Raw genomic sequence first — 20,627 nt, 5'->3', positions numbered from 1 at the left:
GGTCGGTGCCGGCGGGCCGGCGTCCTGTTCGCGCGCATCGTGGACAGTCTGTCGGAATGCGCCACCGCGCGGGAGTCCGACGAGGTTTTGTGCGGCACGGCACGCCTCCTCCGAGCGTGCGTGCCTACAGTGGGAGGCATGGACGGCGACCAGTTCCCAGCGGATCCTGCGACCTCGGTGGCACCTCGTGTGGTCCTGCTCGGTCGGGCAGGCTGCCACCTGTGCGACGAGGCCCGCGCCGTCGTCGAGCGGGTGACGGGCGAGCTGGGGGTGGCCTGGCAGGAGCAGTCCGTCGACGACGACCCCGAGCTGCTGCGGCGCTACGCCGAGCAGATCCCCGTGACGTTCGTCGACGGGCGGCGCCACGACTTCTGGCGGGTCGACGAGGCCCGGCTCCGCGCTGCTCTGGGCTGAGGCGAGTGGGGAGGCCTGTGATGAGTCCTGTGTTGACCCGTGCGGGGAGTCGCGGCGGGAGCCGTGCGGGGAGCCGCGCAGGTAGCCGCGCGGGGAGCCGCGGGTCGAGCGTTGGGGAGACCTGCCTCGAGGGGGCGTCCCATGCCGTGGTAGGCCCGGGAAGTCAACTTTGTGCATGGGTTCACAAACGTCTAGCCTGAACGGGTCCCCACGTGCTCCGCGTTCGGGAAAAGCCCTCGTTTGAGAGGAGCCGGTGAGCAAGAGTGTCCGCCGACCCTGCACTGCGTCGCGAGATCCCCGACGCAACCGTCGCGCGGCTCCCCGAGTACCTCCGAACGCTCTCGCGCCTCGCTGAGGACGGCGTCCTGTCGGTCTCGTCCGAGGAGCTCGCGGCCGAGGTCGGAGTGCGCTCCGCGCAGCTGCGCAAGGACCTCAGCCACCTCGGCTCCTACGGCGTCCGAGGGGTCGGCTACGACGTCGAGACGCTCGCGCTGGAGATCTCCCGAGCGCTCGGGCTGACCGAGGACTGGCCGGTCGCCATCGTCGGGATGGGCAACCTCGGGCACGCGCTCGCCTCCTACTCCGGCTTCGTCACCAAGGGCTTCCGCATCGTCGGCCTCTACGACGACGACCCGGCCCTCGTCGACGAGCACGTCGTCGGCGTGCGCATCCGCCCGCTGGCCGAGCTCCACGTCCACCACGCCGTCGACCCGATCGCCATCGGCGTCATCGCGACGCCCGCGCCGGCCGCCCAGGCCGTCTGTGACGCCCTCGTCGGCGCCGGCATCAGCTCGATCCTCAACTTCGCGCCCGCCGTGCTGTCGGTGCCCAGCGGGGTGGACGTGCGCCGCGTCGACCTCTCCACCGAGCTGCAGATCCTCGCCTTCCACGCCCAGCGCAAGTCGCTGGCCGCTGGCGACCTCCGGTCGGCGGTGGTGGCGCAGTGAGCCTCCTCGTCATCGGGCTGTCCCACCACACCGCGCCGCTGTCGGTGCTCGAGGCCCTCTCCGAGCGTCCCGACCGCGCCGAGGCCATCGCGGCATCGGTCCTCGGCTCGGCCACGGCCACCGAGGCCGTCGTGCTCTCCACGTGCAACCGGCTCGAGGTCTACGCCTCGGTGCCGGCCTTCCACCCCGCGGTCGCGGCCATCGGTGAGGCCCTCGCGCTGGCCGCCGGCATCGAGGAGCCCGAGGAGGCGCGCCCGCTGCCGGAGCTGCCTCCGGGTGACCCGGCCGACGCCCTCGCCGCGCGCGCCGAGGCGCTCGCCGACCACCTCTACGTCCGCTACGACGACGCGGCCGTCGCACATGCCTTCACGGTCGCCTGCGGCCTCGACTCGATGGCCGTCGGTGAGGCCCAGATCCTCGGGCAGATGCGTGACTCGCTCGCCGGGGCGCAGGGCCGTGGGCAGGTGGGGGAGTCGCTCAACGCGCTCTTCCAGGGGGCCCTTCGCGTCGGCAAGCGTGCACACTCCGAGACCGACATCGACCAGCACAGCGTCTCGCTGGTGCAGATCGCCCTCGAAGAGGCCGAGTCGGTGCTCGGTCCGCTCGACCGCGTCGTCACGGCCGTCGTCGGTGCGGGCGGCATGAGCGGCCTGGCAGCAGCGACCGCGCACCGTCAGGGCGTCGGGTCGCTGGCCATCGTCAACCGCACCCCCGAGCGCGCCGAGCGGCTCGCCACCGCGACGTCGGGCGTGGCCCGCGCCTGGGCCGAGCTGCCCGACGTGCTCGCCGAGAGCGACCTCGTCATCACCTGCACCGGCGCGGTCGGACACGTCATCACCTCCCAGATGCTCGCCGAGAGCGCCGCACGACGCGAGGGGCGCCCGCAGTTCGTCGTCGACCTCGCGCTCCCGCGTGACGTCGAGCCCGTCGCCACCTGGACCCACGAGGTGCCCGGCGTGACGCTCGTCGACCTCCAGGCACTGGGGCTGCTCCTCGAGGGCCGCGCCGACACCACCCAGGTGGTGCGCGTGCGCGAGCTCGTCACCGGCGAGGTCGCCGACTACCTGACGCGGCGCATGGAGAAGTCCGTGGCGCCCACCGTCGCCGCCCTGCGGGCCCGTGCCGCGGACCTCGTCGCGACGGAGATGGACCGCCTCGACCAGCGCCTGCCCGGCCTGGACGAGACGACGCGGGCCGAGGTCGCGCTCGCCGTGCACCGCATCGTCGAGAAGCTGCTCCACACCCCGACCATGCGCGTCAAGGAGTTCGCGATGGAGGGCAGCGGCGACGACTACGCCGCAGCTCTACGCGAGCTCTTCGACCTCGAGCCCAAGGACGTCGCCAACGTGTCGACCCCGCCGAAGCGGGTGCAGCCATGACGACCCTGCGTCTGGGCACGCGCCGCTCCGCCCTCGCCACCACCCAGTCCGGCTGGGTGGCCGACCGGCTGCGTGAGGCCGGCCACGAGGTCGAGATCGTCGAGATCACGACCGAGGGCGACGTGTCGGGCGAGCTGCTCACCGCGATCGGTGGCACCGGCGTCTTCGCCGCGGCCATCCGCCGCGCACTGCTCGACGGTCGCATCGACGTGGCCGTCCACTCCCTCAAGGACCTACCCACCGCACCCGAGCCGGGGCTCGTCATCGCCGCCGTCCCGGTGCGCGAGGACAGTCGTGACGTGCTCGTGGCGCGCGACGGCCTGACCCTCGGCGAGCTGCCCACCGGGTCGGTCGTCGGCACGGGGTCGCCGCGTCGGACCGCCCAGATCGCTGCTCTCGGCCTGGGCGTCGAGATCCGGCCGATCCGCGGCAACGTCGACACGAGAATCGGATTCGTCACCTCCGGGGCGCTCGACGCCGTCGTCCTGGCTCGGGCCGGACTGGCCCGCCTCGGTCGGCTGGGCGAGGTCACCGAGGTCATCGACCCCATCCAGCTGCTGCCGGCCCCCGGCCAGGGAGCGCTGGCGGTCGAGTGCCGTTCCGACCGCGACGACGTCGTCGCCGCGGTCTCGGTGCTCGACGACCCCGACACCCGTGCCTGCGTCGTCGCCGAGCGCTCGCTGCTCGCGACGCTCGAGGCCGGGTGCACCGCCCCCGTCGGCGCGCTCGCCGAGGTCGTCGAGGGTGACGACGGCCTCGAGCTGTCGCTGCGCGCCTTCGCCGGCAGCGAGGACGGCTCGGTCGAGCTGCGCCGCTCACTCGTCGGGCCCTACGACGAGCCGGAGCGCCTCGGCTCCCGCCTCGCCCGGATCCTGCTGGAGGACGGCGCCGCCGACCTCCAGGTCGCCACGTCAGCTGGACCTGTCCCAGACCACGCCCCACACCAACCGGAGCAAGTTTCGTGACTCCTTCCCGCCAGCCGTCAGAGCAGACGGACTCGACTCCCACCCACGCCACGACGCCGGCGAGGGTCGCCTTCGTCGGCTCCGGCCCGGGCGACCCCGGCCTGATGACGCTGCGCGGTCGTGACCTGCTCGCGTCCGCCGACGTCGTGGTGCTCGACCGCATCGCCCGCGACGACGTCGTGCTCGAGCACACCCGTCCCGACGTCGAGATCATCGACGCCGGCCACGGCGAGCAGGGCCAGGAGCTCACGCACGCCGTCCGGGCCAAGCTCGTCGTCAAGGCGGCCAGGTCCGTGGCGCCGGGCGGTCTCGTCGTGCGCCTCATGGACGGCGACCCCGCGACCTTCAACGGCCTCGTCGAGGAGGTGCGCGCCTGCCGCAAGGCCGGCATCACCTACGACGTGGTCCCGGGCGTCTCCGCCCTGACCGCCGGGCCGACGTATGCCGGTGTGCCCCTGACGTCGAGGTCCACCGCCGCCGTCCACGTCGTCGGTGTCGACCGCTCGGGTGTGGACTGGTCGGCCTACGGCGCCGACACCGACACCCTCGTGCTCCTCGGTGGCACCGACGGCATCCGCGCCGCCCTCGCGGCGCTCCGGTCCGCCGGGCGTCCCGCCGACTCGCTCGTCGCGCTGACCGCCCACGGCACGACGGTGCGCCAGTCGTCCGTCGCCACGACCCTGGGCGAGGCCGAGTCGGTCTTCGCCGGCAAGGAGCCCCTCGAGGTCTCGCTCGCCGTCGTCTCGCCCAACGTCGCGCTGCGCGACGAGTTCTCGTGGTTCGAGTCCAAGCCGCTCTTCGGCTGGAAGGTCCTCGTGCCGCGCACCCAGGCCCAGGCCGGCTCCATGGTCGAGCGACTCGCCGGCTACGGCGCCACGGCCGACGTCGTGCCGACGATCTCGGTCGAGCCGCCGCGCACGCCGCAGCAGATGGAGAAGGCCGTCAAGGGCCTCGTCACCGGTCGCTACGAGTGGATCGGCTTCACGTCGGTCAACGCCGTGCGTGCCGTGCGCGAGCGCTTCGAGGAGTTCGGTCTCGATGCCCGGGCCTTCGCCGGCCTCAAGGTCGCCGCCGTCGGTGGCGTCACCGCGGCCGCCCTGCGCGAGTGGGGCATCAACCCCGACCTCGTGCCCGCCGACGAGCAGTCCGCCGCCGGGCTCCTCGAGTCCTGGCCCGAGTTCGACGAGGTGCTGGACCCCATCAACCGGGTGCTGCTCCCGCGCGCCGACATCGCCACCGAGACGCTCGTCGCGGGTCTGCGCGACATGGGCTGGGAGGTCGATGACGTCACCGCCTACCGCACCGTGCGTGCTGCCCCGCCGGCCGCGCACATCCGTGACGCCATCAAGGGCGGCGACTACGACGCGGTGCTCTTCACGTCGAGCTCGACGGTGCGCAACCTCGTCGGCATCGCCGGAAAGCCCCACGCCGCAACGGTCGTCGCGTGCATCGGTCCGGCCACGGCCAAGACCGCGCAGGAGCACGGCCTGCGGGTCGACGTCCTGGCACCGGAGGCCTCGGCCCTCAGCCTCGTCGACGCGCTCGCCGGTCACGGCGTCGGTCTCGCCGTCGCCGCGGCGGAGGCGGGCCAGCCCGTGCAGCGCCCCAGCGACAAGCGCCCCGCCTCGCGTCGCCGTGCCCGCTGAGGAGGTCCCGATGATCGAGCGTCCCCGCCGCCTCAGGCAGAACCCCGTCCTCCGGTCCCTCGTCGCCGAGACCCGGCTGCACCCGCGTGACCTCGTGCTGCCGGTCTTCGTCGCCGAGGGGATCTCCGAGCCGCGACCGATCGAGAGCATGCCGGGCGTCGAGCAGCACACGCTCGAGAGCGTCGTCGACGTCGCGAGGCGCTGCGTCGCTGCCGGCCTCGGCGGGATCATGCTCTTCGGCGTGCCCCAGCACAAGGACGCGACGGGCACGGGCGCGATCGACGCGGACGGCATACTCAACGTCGCGCTGCGGGCGGTGCGCGACGCGGTCGGCGACGACCTCGTCGTCATGGCCGACACGTGCCTCGACGAGTTCACCGACCACGGCCACTGCGGCGTGCTCGACGAGCAGGGCCGCGTCGACAACGACGCGACCAACGAGCTCTACGCCCGGATGGCCGTCGCGCAGGCCCGCGCCGGCGCCCACGTCGTCGCCCCCTCCGGGATGATGGACGGCCAGGTCGCCGTCATCCGCGAGGCGCTCGACGCCGAGGGCCTGACCGACACCGTCATCCTCGCCTACTCCGCGAAGTACGCCTCCGCCTTCTTCGGCCCGTTCCGCGAGGCCGTGCAGTCGAGCCTTCAGGGCGACCGCCGCACCTACCAGCAGAACCCCGCCAACATCGTCGAGTCGCTCCGCGAGATCGACCTCGACATCGCCGAGGGCGCCGACATGGTCATGGTCAAGCCCGCCATGTCCTACCTCGACGTCGTCGCCGCGGCGGCAGAGCGCTCGTCGGTCCCGGTCGCGGCCTACCAGGTCTCGGGGGAGTACTCCATGATCCACGCGGCCGCCGCGAACGGCTGGATCGACCTGCGAGCCACTGCGCTCGAGTCACTGACCTCGATCCGACGGGCCGGCGCGCACGTCGTGCTGACGTACTTCGCGCTCGACGTGGCGGACTGGACCGCCTGACGGAACTACCATCTGTGCAATCGCAGGAGGTTGACATGTCAGGTACAGGGGACGACGGCGTGCGGTGGCTCAGTGACGGCGAACAGGCGTCGTGGCGGGCCGTGCTGCGCGGCACGAGGCTGCTCGAGCGCGCGCTCGACGACGCCCTCGGCGACGCCGGGCTGCAGCTGAGTGAGTACGAGATCATCTCGATGCTCTCCGAGAGCGAGAACCACCGGCTGCGGATGAGCGAGCTGGCGGCCATGGTCGTGCAGTCGCGCAGCCGGCTGACGCACACGGCCAAGCGCCTCGAGGACCGCGGCTGGGTCACCCGCGAGCAGTGCGCCGACGACAAGCGCGGCGTCGAGCTGGTGCTGACCTCGGGCGGCCTCGCGGCCGTGCGCGACATCTCGCGCGTCCACGTCGGGAGCGTGCGCGACAACCTCGTCGACATCATGACGCCGGACCAGTTCCGGGCCATCGGCGACGCCATGGCCATCGTGCGCGACCACCTCGACCCCACGAGCGCCAGCGGCCGCTGAGCAGCTCCCCTCCGACCGATGGCGTATGCCGTGTGGTTGCGGCCCCGACGTGCGGCGGTGTCGCGCGTCGGTGACGGCAACTGCACGGGGTGGCGTCGGGCGGGTCGCCGCGGGCAGCGACAATGGTGCCCATGAGCTCGCAGCCGCCTCCCGTCCAGACCGCCTCCGACGCCCCGGCGTCCGCAGCGCTCCTCGCGCGCGCCGCCCAGGTGATCCCCGGGGGCGTGAACTCCCCGGTGCGCGCTTTCCGTGCCGTCGGCGGCACCCCGCGCTTCATGGCCAGCGGGTCGGGGCCGTGGCTCACCGACGCCGACGGCAAGCGCTACGTCGATCTCATCTGCTCGTGGGGCCCGATGATCCTCGGGCACGCGCATCCGGACGTGCTCGCGGCCGTGACCGAGGCTGCGGCGCATGGCTTCTCGTTCGGCACCCCGAGCGAGAACGAGGTGCGTCTCGCCGAGGAGATCGTCTCCCGGGTCGAGCCGGTCGAGCAGGTGCGCCTCGTCAACTCCGGCACCGAGGCGACGATGTCGGCCATCCGCCTGGCGCGGGGGTTCACCGGACGCGACGTCATCGTGAAGTTCGCCGGGTGCTACCACGGGCACGTCGACGCGCTGCTCGCCTCGGCCGGCTCGGGTGTCGCGACCTTCGCCCTGCCCGACTCGGCCGGCGTTCCGCGCTCGAGCGCCGGCGAGACGATCGTGCTGCCCTACAACGACCTCCCGGCCCTCGAGGCCGCGTTCGCCGAGCGCGGTCACGAGATCGCCGCCGTCATCACCGAGGCCGCCGCCGGCAACATGGGCGTCGTGCCGCCGGCGCCCGGCTTCACCGAGGGCCTGCTGCGGATCACCAAGGCGCACGGCGCCCTGCTCGTCTCCGACGAGGTGATGACCGGGTTCCGCTGCAGCGCGTCGGGCTTCTACGGCCTCGAGGGGCCGTATACCGCGGGCGCCCCCGACCTCTTCACCTTCGGCAAGGTCATGGGTGGCGGTTTCCCGACCGCTGCCTTCGGTGGCCGCGCCGACGTCATGGCCCTGCTCGCGCCCCAGGGACCCGTCTACCAGGCAGGCACCCTGTCCGGTAACCCCGTCGCCTCGGCCGCCGGGCTCGCGACCCTCCAGGGCTGCACACCCGCCGTCTACGAGCGGCTCGAGGTCGTGTCCCGCGCCATCGCCGACGGCGTGGCCGGCGAGCTGAGCGCGGCCTCGGCGCCGCACACGATCCAGTGGGCCGGGTCGATGTTCTCGGTCTTCTTCAGGGACGGTGCCGTCACGAGCTACGACGACGCCAAGGACCAGGACACCGGCGCCTTCCGCCGGTTCTTCCACTCGATGCTGAGCCAGGGAGTCCACCTGCCGCCGAGCGCGTTCGAGTCGTGGTTCGTCTCGGCCTCGCACGACGACGAGGCCGTCGACCACGTGCTCGCGGCGCTGCCCGCCGCGGCCCGCGCCGCGGCCACGCCCGACTGAGCAACCCCGACTGGGCAACCGCCCGGCCGCGCGTCACCCCGACCGGGCACTGCCCGTCCGTTCGGGGTGGTCGCGCTGCCCGGGAGCCGACCGCGACCACCTCGAACCGGGCGTCCGGGAGGCGGCGACACGGCATACCCGATCGGGTGGACGGGCTCGGGTGCCCGCGGCATTGTGCGCCCGCCCCGGGTGGAGGACGCTGGTCGGTGACGGCGGCGCCGTCGTGGTGCCGCCCCGACCGAAGGAGGTGGGGTCGTGCACGCACGCTCCACGACGGTCATGGGCCGTCCCGGCATGATCGAGACCGGCATCGCCCACGTGCAGGACGTGGTGATGCCGCAGGTCAGGGCGATGGACGGCTGCGTGGGCCTGTCGATGGTCGCCGACCGCGTCACCGGCCGGTGCATCGTCACGACGGCCTGGCGGGACGAGGACGCCATGCGGGCGACCGCCGACAGCGTCACCGCGATGCGTGAGCAGGCCGCAGCGCTGCTCGGCGGGACCGCGACGGTCGACGAGTGGGAGATCGCCTACCTGCACCGCGACCACCGGGTCGCCGACGGCTGCTGCGCCCGGGTCACGTGGACCGAGGTCGAGCCGGCGAACATCGACAACATGGTCGACGCCTTCCGGATGGGGATCATGCCGAAGGTCGAGCAGCTCGAGGGCTTCTGCAGCGCAAGCCTTTTCGTGGACCGCTCGGGTGGCAGGTCCTGCCTCACCGCGACGTACGACTCACCAGAGGCGATGATGTCGGCCCGGAACGCCGCGATGGGGTTGCGTGCCGACCTCGTGCAGCAGACCGGCATCAAGGTCACCGAGATCGGCGAGTTCTCCCTCGCCATCGCGCACCTCGACGTGCCCGAGCTCGTCTGAGCCCGCCGCGGTCCTAGTGGACGGCGGCGAGGAGTACCCCGACGCCGACGAAGAGGCTGCCGAAGACGCGGTTCAGGGTGCGCTGGCCCGACTCTCGCTGGGTCAGCCGCCCGAGCCCGCGTGCCGCCGCGGCGAAGAAGAACCACATGACGACGACGTCGATGGTGACGATCGTCGCGGCGAGCACGGCGTACTGCGGCAGCAGCGGCCGGTCCGGTCGGACGAACTGCGGGGTGAAGGCGAGGAAGAAGACGACGGCCTTGGGGTTGGTGAGGTTGACGAGCAGGCCACGTCGGAACATCGAGCCCGCGGGCTCGGGCGGCGCCTCGCCGAGACGTGTCGCCTCGGCCCGTGACCGGAACTGCCGCACGCCGAGGTAGACGAGGTAGGCGGCGCCGGCGTAGCGGATGACGTTGAAGAGCACGGGGGAGCCGGCCACGAGCACGCCGACCCCGGCGGCGACGACGGCCAGGTGGGTGAGCAACGCCACCTGCTGGCCGAGGATGCCCCAGATCGAGCGGGACCATCCGGACCCGAGCGAGTTGGCCATCGTGTTGACGGCCCCGGCACCCGGGGTGAGGGAGATGAGGGTGGCCGCCGCGACGAGCGTCAGCCAGAGTGACCACGACACGCCTCGGAGTGTAGGTCGGGAGGCGGGGGTCGCCGCGGTGCGTCCCACGGAGACCCGCGCCGTCCGCGCACGTCCGCGCACGTCCGCGCATGGCCCGCACGTCCGGGCAGGTCACAGGGGGTGCACAGGCTCGGAGGCGGATTCGGTCCTGAGCACGACGTTTGAGAGACTGTCGAGCATGGGTGAAAGCACGAGCGGGCCGGCGGCGGGAGTCGGCGACCTCACGGTCGTGCACCTGATGCGACACGGTGAGGTCCACAACCCCGAGGGCGTGCTCTACGGCCGTCTCGACGGCTACCACCTCTCCGAGCTCGGCCGCGAGATGGCCCGTCTCGTCGCGGCCCACCTCGAGACCAACGACATCACCCACATCGTCGCCTCGCCGCTGGAGCGGGCTCAGGAGACGGCCGCCCCCATCGCCGCCGACCACGACGTGCAGATCACCACCGACGTGCGCGTCATCGAGTCGGAGAACCAGTTCGAGGGACGCAGCGTCGGCCTCGGCGACCTGCTCCACCCGCGCAACTGGCACCTGTTCACCGATATCACCAAGCCGTCCTGGGGCGAGCCCTACGAGGACATCGCCGCGCGCATGCTCGCGGCCGTCGCCGACGCGCGTGACGCCGCCCGCGGCCACGAGGCCGTCGTGGTGAGCCACCAGCTGCCCGTCTGGACCGTGCGCAACAAGCTCGAGGGGCGCCGCCTGTGGCACGACCCGCGCAAGCGTCAGTGCACGCTGGCGTCGCTGACCTCGCTGACCTACCACGGCGACGAGCTCGCCTCGATCACCTACTCCGAGCCGGCTGCGGAGCTGCTCGCCACGGCGAGCAGGAGCGTGGGCGCCTGATGGACCACCTCGACCGACGCACCGCACTGCGGTGGGCCGCCGTCGCCATGGCCGGTGGCCTCGTGACCTTCTCGGCAGCGTGCTCCTCGGACCCGAACTCCGTTGCAGATCAGGCCCGTTCGGGCGACCGCAAGGGTTATGTGGCCGGTGACGGCTCCATCGAGCAGCTGCCCGTCTCCGATCGCGGCGAGCCGGTGAAGCTCGAGGGCACGACGCTCGAGGGCAAGCCGTGGAGCAGCGCCGACCGCGCCGGCACCGTCCTCGTCGTCAACGTCTGGGGATCGTGGTGCCCGCCGTGCATCAAGGAGACCCCCGACCTGCAGAAGGCGTGGGAGACCATCCAGGCCAAGGGCAAGAAGGTCGAGTTCATCGGGCTCGACAAGCTCGAGGGACCCGAGACCGGGCTCGCCTTCCAGCGGGCCAACAAGGTCACCTACCCCTCGCTCGCCTACGACGGCGGCGTGCCGATCCTGGCCCTGCAGGGCAAGGCCTCGGCCACCCCCACGACCCTCGTCCTCGACGGCCAGGCCCGCATCGCGGCCCGCGTCTCCGGCCCGGTCTCCACGACGACGCTCCTCGGTCTCGTCGACGACGTCCTTGCCGAGAAGGCCTGAGCTCCCCGTGACCACCGAGCTCGCGTCCGGGTCGCTCCTCGCCGCATCGCTCGTCGCCCTCGTGGCCGGGTTCGTCTCGTTCGCGTCACCGTGCGTGCTGCCCCTCGTGCCCGGGTTCCTCGGCTACGTCACGGGGCTGTCCGACGTCTCGTTGGAGAAGCGCTCCCGCGGCCGGCTCGTGCTCGGCGCCCTGCTCTTCGTCCTCGGCTTCACCGTCGTCTTCCTCGTCGCCGCGGCGGCGGTCTCGGCCGTCGGGCTCGCGTTCCGCGAGCACCAGAGCCTGCTGCTGCGCATCGGTGGCGCCGTCGTCCTCGTCATGGGGCTGCTCTTCCTCGGGGTCGGGCGGTCGTATGCCGTCCCGGTCAGCTGGCGCCCGCGCGCCGGTCTCGCGGGGGCACCCCTGCTCGGCGCAGCGTTCGCGATCGGCTGGTCGCCCTGCATGGGTCCGACGCTCGGCGCCATCCAGGCCATGGCCGCGCCGATCTCGGCCGAGTCCGGCTCGATCGGCCGGGGCCTGGCCCTCGCCGGCATCTACTCGATCGGGCTCGGCCTGCCCTTCGTGCTCATGGCCGCCCTGTGGGAGCGTGCGGGCACGGCCAGCGACTGGCTGCGTCGGCACCGCCGCGCCCTGCAGAACGTCGGTGGCCTGCTCCTCGTCGTCGTGGGGCTGCTCATGCTGACCGGGGTCTGGGAGGACGTCATCGTCTGGATCCAGGTGCGGCTCGTCAACGGCTTCCAGGTGGCGATCTGACATGAGCACCGACACCGACCCGACCATCGAGCGGGACTTCGAGCGGAACTCGGCGGGCGCCAACGGCGACGCGGCCGCCCGGGACACCCAACGCATCCGCAAGGGGATGCGGCCCGACCGGCAGGAGCCCACCCTGCCCACCCTCGGCGCCGGCGGGATGCTGCGCTGGGGCTGGCGCCAGCTGACGAGCATGCGCACCGCGCTCTTCCTGCTCCTGCTGCTCTCGATCGCGGCGGTGCCGGGCTCGATCTTCCCGCAGCGCAACATCGACGCCGGGCGCGTCGCCGACTACATCGCGCAGCACCAGTCGAGCGCACCGTGGCTCGACCGCCTCGGCTTCTTCGACGTCTACGCCTCGCCGTGGTTCTCGGCGATCTACCTGCTGCTCTTCGTCTCGCTCGTCGGCTGCATCGTGCCACGCACCAAGGTGCACCTGTCGGCCCTGCGCTCGACGCCGCCGCGGGCACCGGCTCGGCTGAAGCGGCTCGACGAGCACTCCGAGCTGACCACGACCCTGTCGCCCGACGAAGCGCTGGCTGCGGCACGGAAGGTGCTGAAGGACAAGCGGTTCCGCGTGCACTCGCACGACGGCACGAGCGTCTCGGCCGAGTCCGGCTACCTCCGCGAGACCGGCAACCTGCTCTTCCACCTGGCCCTGACCGGCATCATCATCGGCATGGCCGTCGGGCACCTCCTCGGCTGGCGCGGCGACATCATCCTCGCCGAGGGCGACAAGTTCGCCTCCTCGGCCGGCACCTACAACACCATCTCGCCCGGCCCGTGGGTCGACTCCGAGACGCTGCCGCCGTTCGTGCTCTCGCTCGACAAGCTGGACGTCGAGTTCAACGAGACGCCCGGTCGCTCGTTCGGCACGCCCCGACTCTTCGACGCCCAGACGACCCTGCAGAGCTCGCCCGACGCGCCGAAGAGCAGCGAGAACGTCTCGGTCAACCACCCGATCACCGTCGACGGCGCCGACATCTTCCTGCTCGGCAACGGCTACACGCCCGTCATCACCGTGCGTGACGCCAAGGGCGAGGTGCTCTACCGCGAGGCGACCCCCTTCCTCCCGCAGGACGCGAACTACCGGTCCGTCGGCGTCATTAAGGTGCCCTCGGCGGCTCCCAAGCAGCTCGGGTTCACCGGCTTCTTCCTGCCCACGGCCGAGCCGACCTTCACCAACGGGCCGGTGTCGCTCTTCCCCGACGCGAAGAACCCCGAGATCGCGATGTCGCTGTGGGAGGGCAACCTCTTCCCGGGTGGCGCGCCGCAGTCGGTCTACACGCTCAACACCGAGGAGATGAAGCAGGTGCTGCAGCCCAACGGGTCGCCGGCGCTCTTCCGTCTCAAGCCCGGCGAGACCAAGCAGCTGCCCGGTGGCCGCGGCTCGATCACCTTCGACAGCGTCAAGCGCTTCGCCGGCCTGTCGGTGCGCACCGACCCCGGCGCCCCGATCAGCCTCGTCAGCGCCATCCTCGCGACGCTCGGCCTCATCCTCGGCCTCACCATCAAGCGGCGCCGCGTGTTCGTGCGCGTGCGACCGGCCCCGACGGGCGCCGCCGGCGACCGTCCCGAGGGCACCCTTGACAGCCCTCCCGGCGCCGACGGGCGACCGGCTACCGTGGTCACCATCGGTGGCCTCTCGAAGGACTCCGACCCCGGGCTCGCCGCGATCGTCTCCGCGATCACGACCGGCGTGCACGACCGCCTTGCAGAACGGACCGACCGCTCGTGAACCTCGCAGCCAACGCCAACGCCGCGCTCTACGCGGCGATGATCGTCTACACGCTCGCCATGCTCGCCTTCACGTGGCACCTGGCGGCGCGCGCCCCCAAGGTCGTCGACTCCAAGGTCGCGGCCGAGGTGCCCGCCCAGGAGCGCGCGAACGTCCTCGTCGGGGCCGGTGCGCCGACGACGACCGAGCGCCGTCCGGCCACGCCGTACGCGGCCGGGCCCGGCTTCGAGGAGAGCCTGAAGAGCCGCCAGCGCGGCAGCATCGCCCTGATGCTGACCTACCTCGCGTCGGCGCTGCTCGTCTCCTCGGTCCTCATGCGCGGACTGGCCGTCGGTCGTCCGCCGTGGGGCAACATGTTCGAGTTCGCGACGGCTGCCTCCGCCGCTGTCGGCGCGGCCTACAGCGTGCTCGCCAAGCGCAACAGCTGGCAGTGGCTCGGCGTCTTCATCGTCACGCCGATCCTGCTCGTGCTGGGCCTCGCGCTCACCGTGCTCTACACCGAGGCCGGCGAGCTCATGCCGGCGCTCAAGTCCTACTGGCTCGGCATCCACGTATCCGTCGCGTTCCTCGCGGTCGCGTTCTTCACGCTGGCGTGCGCGGTCGGCCTGCTCTACCTCGTGCGCCTGCGCCGTGAGGAGAAGCCCCCGGCCAAGCCCAACTTCATCGAGTCGCTGCCGAGCTCGCAGTCGCTCGAGCGCACGGCCTACAGCCTCAACATGGTCGCCTTCATCCTCTGGACGTTCACGCTCATCGCGGGCGCGATCTGGGCCAAGCAGGCATGGGGCGCCTACTGGCAGTGGGACCCCAAGGAGGTCTGGACCTTCGTCATCTGGACGGTCTACGCCGCCTACATGCACGGCCGCGCCACGGCGGGCGTCGACCACCGCCGCTCGATGTACATCGCGCTCGCCGGCTACGTCGCGGTGATCATCAACTTCACGCTGGTCAACCTCGTGTCGACCTTCGTGGGCATGCACAACTACTCCGGTATGGGCTGAGGCTCCGAGATGGTCCGCTACTCCCTCCTTCGCATCCTGATCTTCTTCGGGTTCCTCTTCCTCTTCTGGCTCATCGGGCTGCGCAACAACCCGGTGCTGCTGCTCGGTGCGTCGGCCATCGCGTCGGCCGCGGCCTCCTACCTGCTGCTGCGCGGCATGCGTGACGAGATCACGGCCAAGCTCGTCGATCGTCACGAGGCCAAGCTCGTGGCCAAGCACGAGGTCGACCCGACGAGCGACGAGTTCGCCGAGGACGCCGAGGACGAGCGCCCGCTGCGCGACGCCACGGGCGCTGCGGCCGACAACCCCCGCAACGCCGACCGCTGACCCTCCCTCCCCGCCCCGCGGGTCGAACGACCTCGAGGTGGTACGCGTGGGGTTGCGCGGCCACTCGAGTGGACCTTAGGGCGGGTCTCCACCTCGTCGAGTGGCCTCGTCGTCACTCCTGTCTCAGCCGACCTGGTACGCGTGGGGTTGCGCGGCCACTCGAGTGAGAGTCGGGGTGGGGGTCAGGTGCTGAGGGACAGGCGGGCGGAGATGCGGGTGGCCGTCGCCGTCGCGTCGTCACCGACCCCGAACAGCAGCGACGACCGCCGCCGGCGCAGGAAGTGGACGCCGACGAAGTGCAGGTCCGGAGCCACGACGCTCTCGCCGTCGACGTGCACCGGGAAGCCCTGCGCGTCGACGAGACCCGGCACGTCGACCCACTCGGCGTAGCGCGACCGGAAGCCCGTCGCCACGACGACGGCTCCGAAACCCCGTAGGTCCAGCTCGGTCGGGGCCGCGGTGTCGAGGGGTCCCGGCTCGGGGATCTCCGGCACCGGCAGGCCGCGGTCCCGGGCCACGTCGACGACGGTGTCGCGCACGAAGCGGAAGCCGGCGTCACCGGCCGCGATCACCTCGGGCAGGTCGGGCGCGAACCGGGCGGTGCGGCCGTCGATCTCGAGCAGGTGCCCCATGAGGCGCACCCCGAGCGCCGCGAGCGTGCGGTAGTGCAGGTCGTGGCCGCCCCTGGCGCCGCTGGCCTGGACGTTGGCGCCGTGCCGGGCGGCCGGGCTCGCCAGCTGGTCCGGGGTCTGCTCGTAGAAGGACGAGTCCATCAGCCATTCGAAGAGGTCGCGGCCCCCCACCCGGCGGGGGAACCACGGTGCCCGCCCGCAGGCCATGACGACGTCGCGCCCGCTGACGACGAGCTCCTCGGCGATCTGGCACGCGCTCTGGCCGCTGCCGACGACGAGCACGGCCCCGTCGGGGAGCCCCGCCGGGTTGCGGTAGCCGAGCACGTCGACGCACGCCACGTCCGGGGCGAGGCCGGCCACGGCAGCGGGCCGGAGGGGCCGTTGGTAGGCACCGGTCGCGACGACGACGACCCGGCTCCGGATCGTCTCCCCGTCGGTGCGCAGCTCGTAGCCACCGCCACCAGCCAGGGGCCGGAGCGCGTGCACCGGGACCCCCGTGCGCACGCGACCCAGCCGCCCGGCATACGCCCTCAGGTGGTCGGCGACCTCGGTGCGTGACATGAAGCCGCCGGGGTCCTCGCCCGTGTAGGGCGCGCCGGGCAGGCGCACGGTGTGGTTGGGGCCGACGAGGGTGAAGCTGTCCCAGCGGCCCAGCCAGGACGACCCGGGCTTGCTCGCCTCGAGCACGACGTGCTCGACGCCGCGGAGGCCGAGCTCATGGCTGGTGGCGAGGCCGGCCTGGCCGGCCCCGACGACGACGACGTCGATCTCCTCGGGCACGGGCCCCACGGTGCCATCGCGGGCAGCCCCGCGTCAGGCGAACGGCGCAGAGCTCAGGCGCGGCCGACCGCGAGACCGACCGCCAGCAGGAGCGACCACGCGAGCTGGAACTGTCCGGTGCCTGCCAGCGCGGGGATGAGGCCGCGCCCGGAGGCGCGCCCGACGACCGCCTGCATCGGACGGATGACGAGCGGGGTCGCGAGCAGCGCGAGCAGCGCCCATGGCGAGGTGAGCGACGCGAGGCCCGTCATGACGAAGGCCACGGCGACGAGCGCGACGTAGAAGGTGCGGGTGCCCCCCTCGCCCATCCGCACGGCCAGCGTGCGCTTGCCGTGCTCGCGGTCGGTCGGGATGTCGCGCAGGTTGTTGGCCACGAGGATCGCCGATGCGAGGGCGCCGACGCCGATCGCGCCCCACCATCCGGCGGCGGTCGGCGGCGTCATGGTGGCCATGGTGCCGAGCGTCGCGACGAGACCGAAGAAGACGAAGACGAAGACCTCGCCGAGGCCGAGGTAGCCGTAGGGTCGCGAGCCGCCGGTGTAGTACCAGGCGGCGACGATGGACGCGGCGCCGATCGGGATCATGATCCACAGCCCCGACAGCGCGACGAGCGCGAGGCCGACGAGCCCGGCGAAGAAGAAGCACGCGAAGGCCGCGATCTTGACCGAGCGCGGTGCCGCGAGCTGCTGCCCCACGAGGCGCACCGGCCCGACGCGCACCTCGTCGGTGCCGCGGATGCCGTCGGAGTAGTCGTTCGCGAAGTTGACCCCGACCTGAAGGGCCAGGGCGACGACGAGGGCGAGGACGGCATACGCCCAGACGATGTGACCCGTCTGGTAGGCGGCACCGGTGCCGACGAGGATGGGTGAGACGGCGGCGGGCAGGGTGCGGGGGCGGGCGCCCTCGATCCACTGGGACAAGGTGGCCATGAGGTTCTGGGGGCGTCCTTCTACAGCTTGCGGAGGAAGTCGGGGTCGTCGTCGGGGCCGAGCGGGCCCCGTGGTCGGGGTGGCTTGCGGGCCGGGCCGCGGGGCGCCGGGCCGCCGCGTGAGCTGGCGCGACCGGCCAGGAGCCAGCCGACGGGGCCGAGCACGGGCACGAGCACGCCGATGAGCCAGACCGGCTTCGGCATCGTGCGCACCACCCGGCGGTCGGTCTGCACGCAGTCGACGAACGCGTAGATCGACGCGAAGACGACGAGGGCGACGAGCACGACTCGCAGCACGACGACCTCCTTCGGCGAGGGTGGGAACACTCTTATCTTGCCACCGCTCAGGCGAGGTCCTGCACCGTGCGTCGGATCGCCGCGCGGTCGGGCTTGCCGGGGCCGCGCTGGGGGATGGCGGGGAGCACGACGACCCGACGCGGCAGGGCGGCGTCGGGGAGTATGCCGCGTAGCCGCTCGCGCACCTCGCGCGTGGTGAGGTGGTCGGCCGGGTCTGCGAGCGTGACTGCGGCACAGACGGACTCGCCCCACTCGGGGTCGGGCAGGCCGAGGACCACGACGTCGAGCACGTCGGCCAGGTGTCGGCTGATGGCGTCCTCGACGACGCCCGGGTTGATCTTGAGGCCTCCGGTGTTGATGACGTCGTCGGCGCGTCCGTCGATGACGAGCAGCCCGTCGTCGTCGAAGTGGCCGAGGTCGTCGGTGCGGAACCAGCGGACGCCGTCGGGGTCGACGGTGAAGGCGTCGCGGCTCAGGGTCGGCTCGCCGAGGTAGCCGTGGGCCACGGTGTCGCCGCCGAGGACGACGTGCCGGTCGTTGTCGACGTGCACCCGGCTGACCGGCAGCGGGGTGCCGTCGTAGACGCAGCCGCCGGCCGTCTCGCTCATGCCGTACGTCAGGCTGAGGACGACGCCGAGGCCGCGGGCCCGCTCGACGAGCGCCCTGGGGGTCGCTGCGCCGCCGACGAGCACGCCGTCGAAGCCGCGCAGGGCGGCCACCCCCGCCGGGTCGTCGACGAGCCGGGAGAGCTGCGTCGGGACGAGCGCGGTGTAGCGCCGGGCCGCCGAGGGCGTGGGCCGCACGTCGGCCGCCGCGGCGGTGAACCGCTCGACCGAGAAGCCGTCGCGCAGGTCCAGGACCGCCGGGGTGACGCCCGAGGCGATCGACCGGAGCAGCACCTGCAGCCCGGCGATGTGGTGGGCGGGCATGGCGAGCAGCCAGGCGCCGCTGCCGCCGAGCACCTGGTGGGTGGCCCACGCCGACCGCTCGAGCGCGTCGGCCGTCAGCAGCGCCCGCTTGGGTCGGCCCGTCGACCCGGACGTGCCGATGGCAACGGCAAGACCGTCGGGCAGGGCAGCGGGGTCGTGGGACGGCACCGACGGCGCAGGGGAGTCGGCGGCATACGGCAGCACGGGGGACCGGCCGGTGAGGGCGGCCTCGAGGTCGGGCAGCACGTCGAGGACGGCGGGTCCGGCGGGTATCGCCAGCGGTCGGGGGGACGGCGCGGCCATCAGGCGGGTCTCGCTCTCGGTCGGACGGTGGTGGTCGCGCGTCGGCGCTGACGGGCCGCCATGGCGACGGTCCAGACGAGCACGACCGCGCAGACGGGGAAGCCGATGTAGGGGTTGAGGGGGAGCACGATGCCGAGGGCGCCGCCGACGACCCACAGCACCTGCAGCATCGTCTCGGACCACGCGAAGACCGACGTGCGGACGTTCTCGGGGACCTCGCGCTGCACGAGCGCGTCGAAGCACAGCTTGGACAGCTGCGCCGAGAGACCCTGGACGAAGCCGAGCAGGGCAAGTGTCCACACGCCGTACCAGATGCCCGTCGCGATGCAGCAGACCGTCGCGGCGAGCACCGACAGCATGGCGATGCGCTCGGGCCGCTGGTCGCGCACGACGTTGCCGACGACGCTGCCGAGGGCGTTGCCGATCCCGATGGCGAGGGCGATGATCGCGAGCACGACCTCGCCGCGGATGCCGTCGATGGGGTGTTCCTTGGCGAGGAACGCCATGAAGAGGATGAGGAAGCCGGTGAGCACGCGGGTGCCGCCGGTCGACCACATGGCGTGCATGACGGGCCAGGGGATCGCCTGCTTGCGCCGCCGGAAACGTCCGAACGGGCCGAGGGAGTCGACCGTGAGCGCGTCGTCACCCGAGGGCGTATGCCGTCTCGCGGGGGAGTCGGACCAGCCTCGCCGCGTGCCGCGCAGCGAGCTGGTCGGCGTCGCGCTCGCGGCGCCCGCTGTCGCGCCTGAGGTGGGGACTGCGGGGCCGGCGCCGCGCACGGGGATGGGCGTCGTGTCCTCGATCGACACCTCGCCGAGCGAGGAGTCGACACGGGCGGGCAGACGGATGGCCTGGACGGTGCCGACGACGAAGACGACGAAGGCCAGCCGCAGCGCCCAGGCCGGGCCGGCGAGCATCGCCGCGCCGCCCAGGGCGCCCCCGGCGACGGCGCCGACGACGCCGGCCATGGAGACGCGCGAGTTGGCCCTGACCAGCGTGGTGCCCGGTGGCAGGAGGCGCGGTACCGCAGCGGCCCGGGTGATGTTGTAGGCGCGGGACGCGACGAGGCAGCCGAGCGCGGCTGGGAAGAGCCAGCTGCTGTCGTTGGTGATGGCTTCACCGAGGACCCAGCAGAGGAAGGCGCGCAGCGCCAGTGTCGTGCCGATGGCCCAGCGCCGCCCGTGCGAGAAGCGGTCGAGCAGCGGTCCGATGAGCGGCGCGACGAGGACGAACGGGACCATCGTCAGCAGCAGGAACGTCGCGACGTCGCTGCGGGCCTGCGCGGTCTGCGGGTTGAAGAAGAGGGTGCCGGCCAGGGCGAGGGTCATGATCGTGTCGCCCGCGGTGTTGCTCGCGTGCAGCTCGGTGACGCGCGCCAGCCCGCTCTCGCCCGCGCCCCCCGAGTGGGTGTAGGCGTGGGCCTTGGCGGCGGCGAAGCGACCGGAGCGGGCGGTCAGGCGGGCCGTGCCCGTGGCGGCGCGACCGAGTCCCCGGCCGACGGCGCGGGTCGCGTTGGCCGCGGTGGTGCGCGGCGGCTGGCGGAAGTCGGCCGGTCGCCCGCCCTCCGGGACGTCGGGCCCGCTCGTGCCAGCGCTGTCGGCAGCGCTGGCGCGGCGGTCGTCGCTCGGGTCCACCCCAACATCCTGCCCTGTCCGGCAGGAC

The 20,627-nt window shown here is 72.6% G+C and carries 21 protein-coding genes; 15 read left to right on the top strand and 6 right to left on the bottom strand.

What is annotated here, in order from left to right; translation table 11 throughout:
* Positions 1–138: 138 nt before the first annotated feature.
* The 9 genes from ABD297_RS05120 (at position 139) to ABD297_RS05080 (ending at position 9,193) form a co-directional block, all read left to right on the top strand.
* Positions 139–414, top strand: a complete 276-nt coding sequence (locus tag ABD297_RS05120) for a glutaredoxin family protein (protein ID WP_344253593.1) — start codon at positions 139–141, stop codon at positions 412–414.
* A gap of 263 nt (positions 415–677) precedes the next feature.
* Entirely contained in the window at positions 678–1,361 is a 684-nt protein-coding gene (locus ABD297_RS05115) for a redox-sensing transcriptional repressor Rex (RefSeq protein WP_344253591.1), read from the top strand.
* A complete protein-coding gene (gene hemA, locus ABD297_RS05110) occupies positions 1,358–2,740 on the top strand; it encodes a glutamyl-tRNA reductase (protein ID WP_344253589.1) in 1,383 nt (460 codons plus the stop codon). Before ABD297_RS05115 ends, hemA begins: the two co-directional genes overlap by 4 nt.
* A complete protein-coding gene (gene hemC, locus ABD297_RS05105) occupies positions 2,737–3,705 on the top strand; it encodes a hydroxymethylbilane synthase (RefSeq protein ID WP_344253587.1) in 969 nt (322 codons plus the stop codon). The genes hemA and hemC overlap by 4 nt, the downstream gene beginning before the upstream one ends.
* On the top strand, positions 3,702–5,351 hold the full coding sequence (locus ABD297_RS05100; protein WP_344253585.1) for a bifunctional uroporphyrinogen-III C-methyltransferase/uroporphyrinogen-III synthase: 1,650 nt from the start codon (positions 3,702–3,704) through the stop codon (positions 5,349–5,351). Before hemC ends, ABD297_RS05100 begins: the two co-directional genes overlap by 4 nt.
* A gap of 10 nt (positions 5,352–5,361) precedes the next feature.
* Positions 5,362–6,327 (top strand): porphobilinogen synthase, encoded by a 966-nt coding sequence (gene hemB / locus ABD297_RS05095; protein WP_344253583.1) that lies wholly within the window; start codon positions 5,362–5,364, stop codon positions 6,325–6,327.
* A gap of 35 nt (positions 6,328–6,362) precedes the next feature.
* Positions 6,363–6,848, top strand: a complete 486-nt coding sequence (locus ABD297_RS05090; RefSeq protein ID WP_344253581.1) for a MarR family winged helix-turn-helix transcriptional regulator — start codon at positions 6,363–6,365, stop codon at positions 6,846–6,848.
* A 131-nt stretch (positions 6,849–6,979) separates the two neighbouring features.
* A complete protein-coding gene (gene hemL / locus ABD297_RS05085) occupies positions 6,980–8,317 on the top strand; it encodes a glutamate-1-semialdehyde 2,1-aminomutase (protein WP_344253579.1) in 1,338 nt (445 codons plus the stop codon).
* Between the two features lie 255 nt (positions 8,318–8,572).
* Entirely contained in the window at positions 8,573–9,193 is a 621-nt protein-coding gene (locus ABD297_RS05080; RefSeq protein ID WP_344253578.1) for a putative quinol monooxygenase, read from the top strand.
* Positions 9,194–9,206: 13 nt separating this feature from the next.
* Here the strand turns inward: ABD297_RS05080 and ABD297_RS05075 are convergent, their stop codons facing one another.
* Entirely contained in the window at positions 9,207–9,824 is a 618-nt protein-coding gene (locus tag ABD297_RS05075) for a LysE family transporter (protein ID WP_344253575.1), read from the bottom strand.
* Positions 9,825–10,002: 178 nt separating this feature from the next.
* Between ABD297_RS05075 and ABD297_RS05070 the strand changes: the two genes are divergently transcribed.
* The 6 genes from ABD297_RS05070 to ABD297_RS05045 are packed head-to-tail and all read left to right on the top strand — an operon-like array spanning position 10,003 to position 15,096.
* Complete coding sequence (locus ABD297_RS05070; RefSeq protein ID WP_344253573.1) at positions 10,003–10,671, top strand: histidine phosphatase family protein; 669 nt, start codon at positions 10,003–10,005, stop codon at positions 10,669–10,671.
* Positions 10,671–11,285 (top strand): TlpA family protein disulfide reductase, encoded by a 615-nt coding sequence (locus ABD297_RS05065; protein ID WP_344253572.1) that lies wholly within the window; start codon positions 10,671–10,673, stop codon positions 11,283–11,285. The genes ABD297_RS05070 and ABD297_RS05065 overlap by 1 nt, the downstream gene beginning before the upstream one ends.
* A 7-nt stretch (positions 11,286–11,292) precedes the next feature.
* Positions 11,293–12,036 (top strand): cytochrome c biogenesis CcdA family protein, encoded by a 744-nt coding sequence (locus ABD297_RS05060; RefSeq protein ID WP_344253570.1) that lies wholly within the window; start codon positions 11,293–11,295, stop codon positions 12,034–12,036.
* 1 nt (position 12,037) lies between these two features.
* Complete coding sequence (resB, locus tag ABD297_RS05055) at positions 12,038–13,771, top strand: cytochrome c biogenesis protein ResB (protein WP_344253568.1); 1,734 nt, start codon at positions 12,038–12,040, stop codon at positions 13,769–13,771.
* Entirely contained in the window at positions 13,768–14,769 is a 1,002-nt protein-coding gene (ccsB, locus tag ABD297_RS05050) for a c-type cytochrome biogenesis protein CcsB (protein WP_344253566.1), read from the top strand. Before resB ends, ccsB begins: the two co-directional genes overlap by 4 nt.
* Before the next feature lie 9 nt (positions 14,770–14,778).
* Complete coding sequence (locus ABD297_RS05045; protein ID WP_344253565.1) at positions 14,779–15,096, top strand: DUF4229 domain-containing protein; 318 nt, start codon at positions 14,779–14,781, stop codon at positions 15,094–15,096.
* 182 nt (positions 15,097–15,278) lie between these two features.
* Here the strand turns inward: ABD297_RS05045 and ABD297_RS05040 are convergent, their stop codons facing one another.
* From ABD297_RS05040 to ABD297_RS05020, 5 genes are read right to left on the bottom strand one after another with little or no spacing between them, the layout of a single operon-like run.
* A complete protein-coding gene (locus ABD297_RS05040) occupies positions 15,279–16,508 on the bottom strand; it encodes a flavin-containing monooxygenase (protein ID WP_344253563.1) in 1,230 nt (409 codons plus the stop codon).
* Between the two features lie 53 nt (positions 16,509–16,561).
* Entirely contained in the window at positions 16,562–17,437 is an 876-nt protein-coding gene (locus tag ABD297_RS05035; RefSeq protein ID WP_344253561.1) for a 1,4-dihydroxy-2-naphthoate polyprenyltransferase, read from the bottom strand.
* 20 nt (positions 17,438–17,457) lie between these two features.
* Positions 17,458–17,733 (bottom strand): PLD nuclease N-terminal domain-containing protein, encoded by a 276-nt coding sequence (locus ABD297_RS05030; RefSeq protein ID WP_344253560.1) that lies wholly within the window; start codon positions 17,731–17,733, stop codon positions 17,458–17,460.
* Between the two features lie 47 nt (positions 17,734–17,780).
* The gene (gene menE / locus ABD297_RS05025; RefSeq protein ID WP_344253558.1) at positions 17,781–18,965 is read right to left on the bottom strand and encodes an o-succinylbenzoate--CoA ligase; all 1,185 of its coding nucleotides are present in this window, start codon (positions 18,963–18,965) and stop codon (positions 17,781–17,783) included.
* On the bottom strand, positions 18,965–20,599 hold the full coding sequence (locus ABD297_RS05020) for an MFS transporter (RefSeq protein WP_344253557.1): 1,635 nt from the start codon (positions 20,597–20,599) through the stop codon (positions 18,965–18,967). The genes menE and ABD297_RS05020 overlap by 1 nt, the downstream gene beginning before the upstream one ends.
* Positions 20,600–20,627 lie beyond the last annotated feature (28 nt).

Origin of the sequence: Terrabacter carboxydivorans (assembly GCF_039532035.1) — a bacterium.
GTDB classification, from domain to species: domain Bacteria; phylum Actinomycetota; class Actinomycetes; order Actinomycetales; family Dermatophilaceae; genus Terrabacter; species Terrabacter carboxydivorans.
The sequence above is the reverse complement of the archived record's forward strand: the minus strand, read 5'-3'. Positions and strand labels throughout refer to the sequence as shown.

What these genes read in the sequence shown, in the direction of transcription:
- ABD297_RS05120 (WP_344253593.1), top strand. Translation starts at nt 139, where the DNA reads ATGGACGGCGACCAGTTCCCAGCGGATCCTGCGACCTCGGTGGCACCT.
- hemC (WP_344253587.1), top strand. Translation starts at nt 2,737, where the DNA reads ATGACGACCCTGCGTCTGGGCACGCGCCGCTCCGCCCTCGCCACCACC.
- hemB (WP_344253583.1), top strand. Translation starts at nt 5,362, where the DNA reads ATGATCGAGCGTCCCCGCCGCCTCAGGCAGAACCCCGTCCTCCGGTCC.
- ABD297_RS05090 (WP_344253581.1), top strand. Translation starts at nt 6,363, where the DNA reads ATGTCAGGTACAGGGGACGACGGCGTGCGGTGGCTCAGTGACGGCGAA.
- hemL (WP_344253579.1), top strand. Translation starts at nt 6,980, where the DNA reads ATGAGCTCGCAGCCGCCTCCCGTCCAGACCGCCTCCGACGCCCCGGCG.
- ABD297_RS05070 (WP_344253573.1), top strand. Translation starts at nt 10,003, where the DNA reads ATGGGTGAAAGCACGAGCGGGCCGGCGGCGGGAGTCGGCGACCTCACG.
- ABD297_RS05065 (WP_344253572.1), top strand. Translation starts at nt 10,671, where the DNA reads ATGGACCACCTCGACCGACGCACCGCACTGCGGTGGGCCGCCGTCGCC.
- resB (WP_344253568.1), top strand. Translation starts at nt 12,038, where the DNA reads ATGAGCACCGACACCGACCCGACCATCGAGCGGGACTTCGAGCGGAAC.
- ABD297_RS05045 (WP_344253565.1), top strand. Translation starts at nt 14,779, where the DNA reads ATGGTCCGCTACTCCCTCCTTCGCATCCTGATCTTCTTCGGGTTCCTC.
- ABD297_RS05035 (WP_344253561.1), bottom strand. Translation starts at nt 17,437, where the DNA reads ATGGCCACCTTGTCCCAGTGGATCGAGGGCGCCCGCCCCCGCACCCTG.
- menE (WP_344253558.1), bottom strand. Translation starts at nt 18,965, where the DNA reads ATGGCCGCGCCGTCCCCCCGACCGCTGGCGATACCCGCCGGACCCGCC.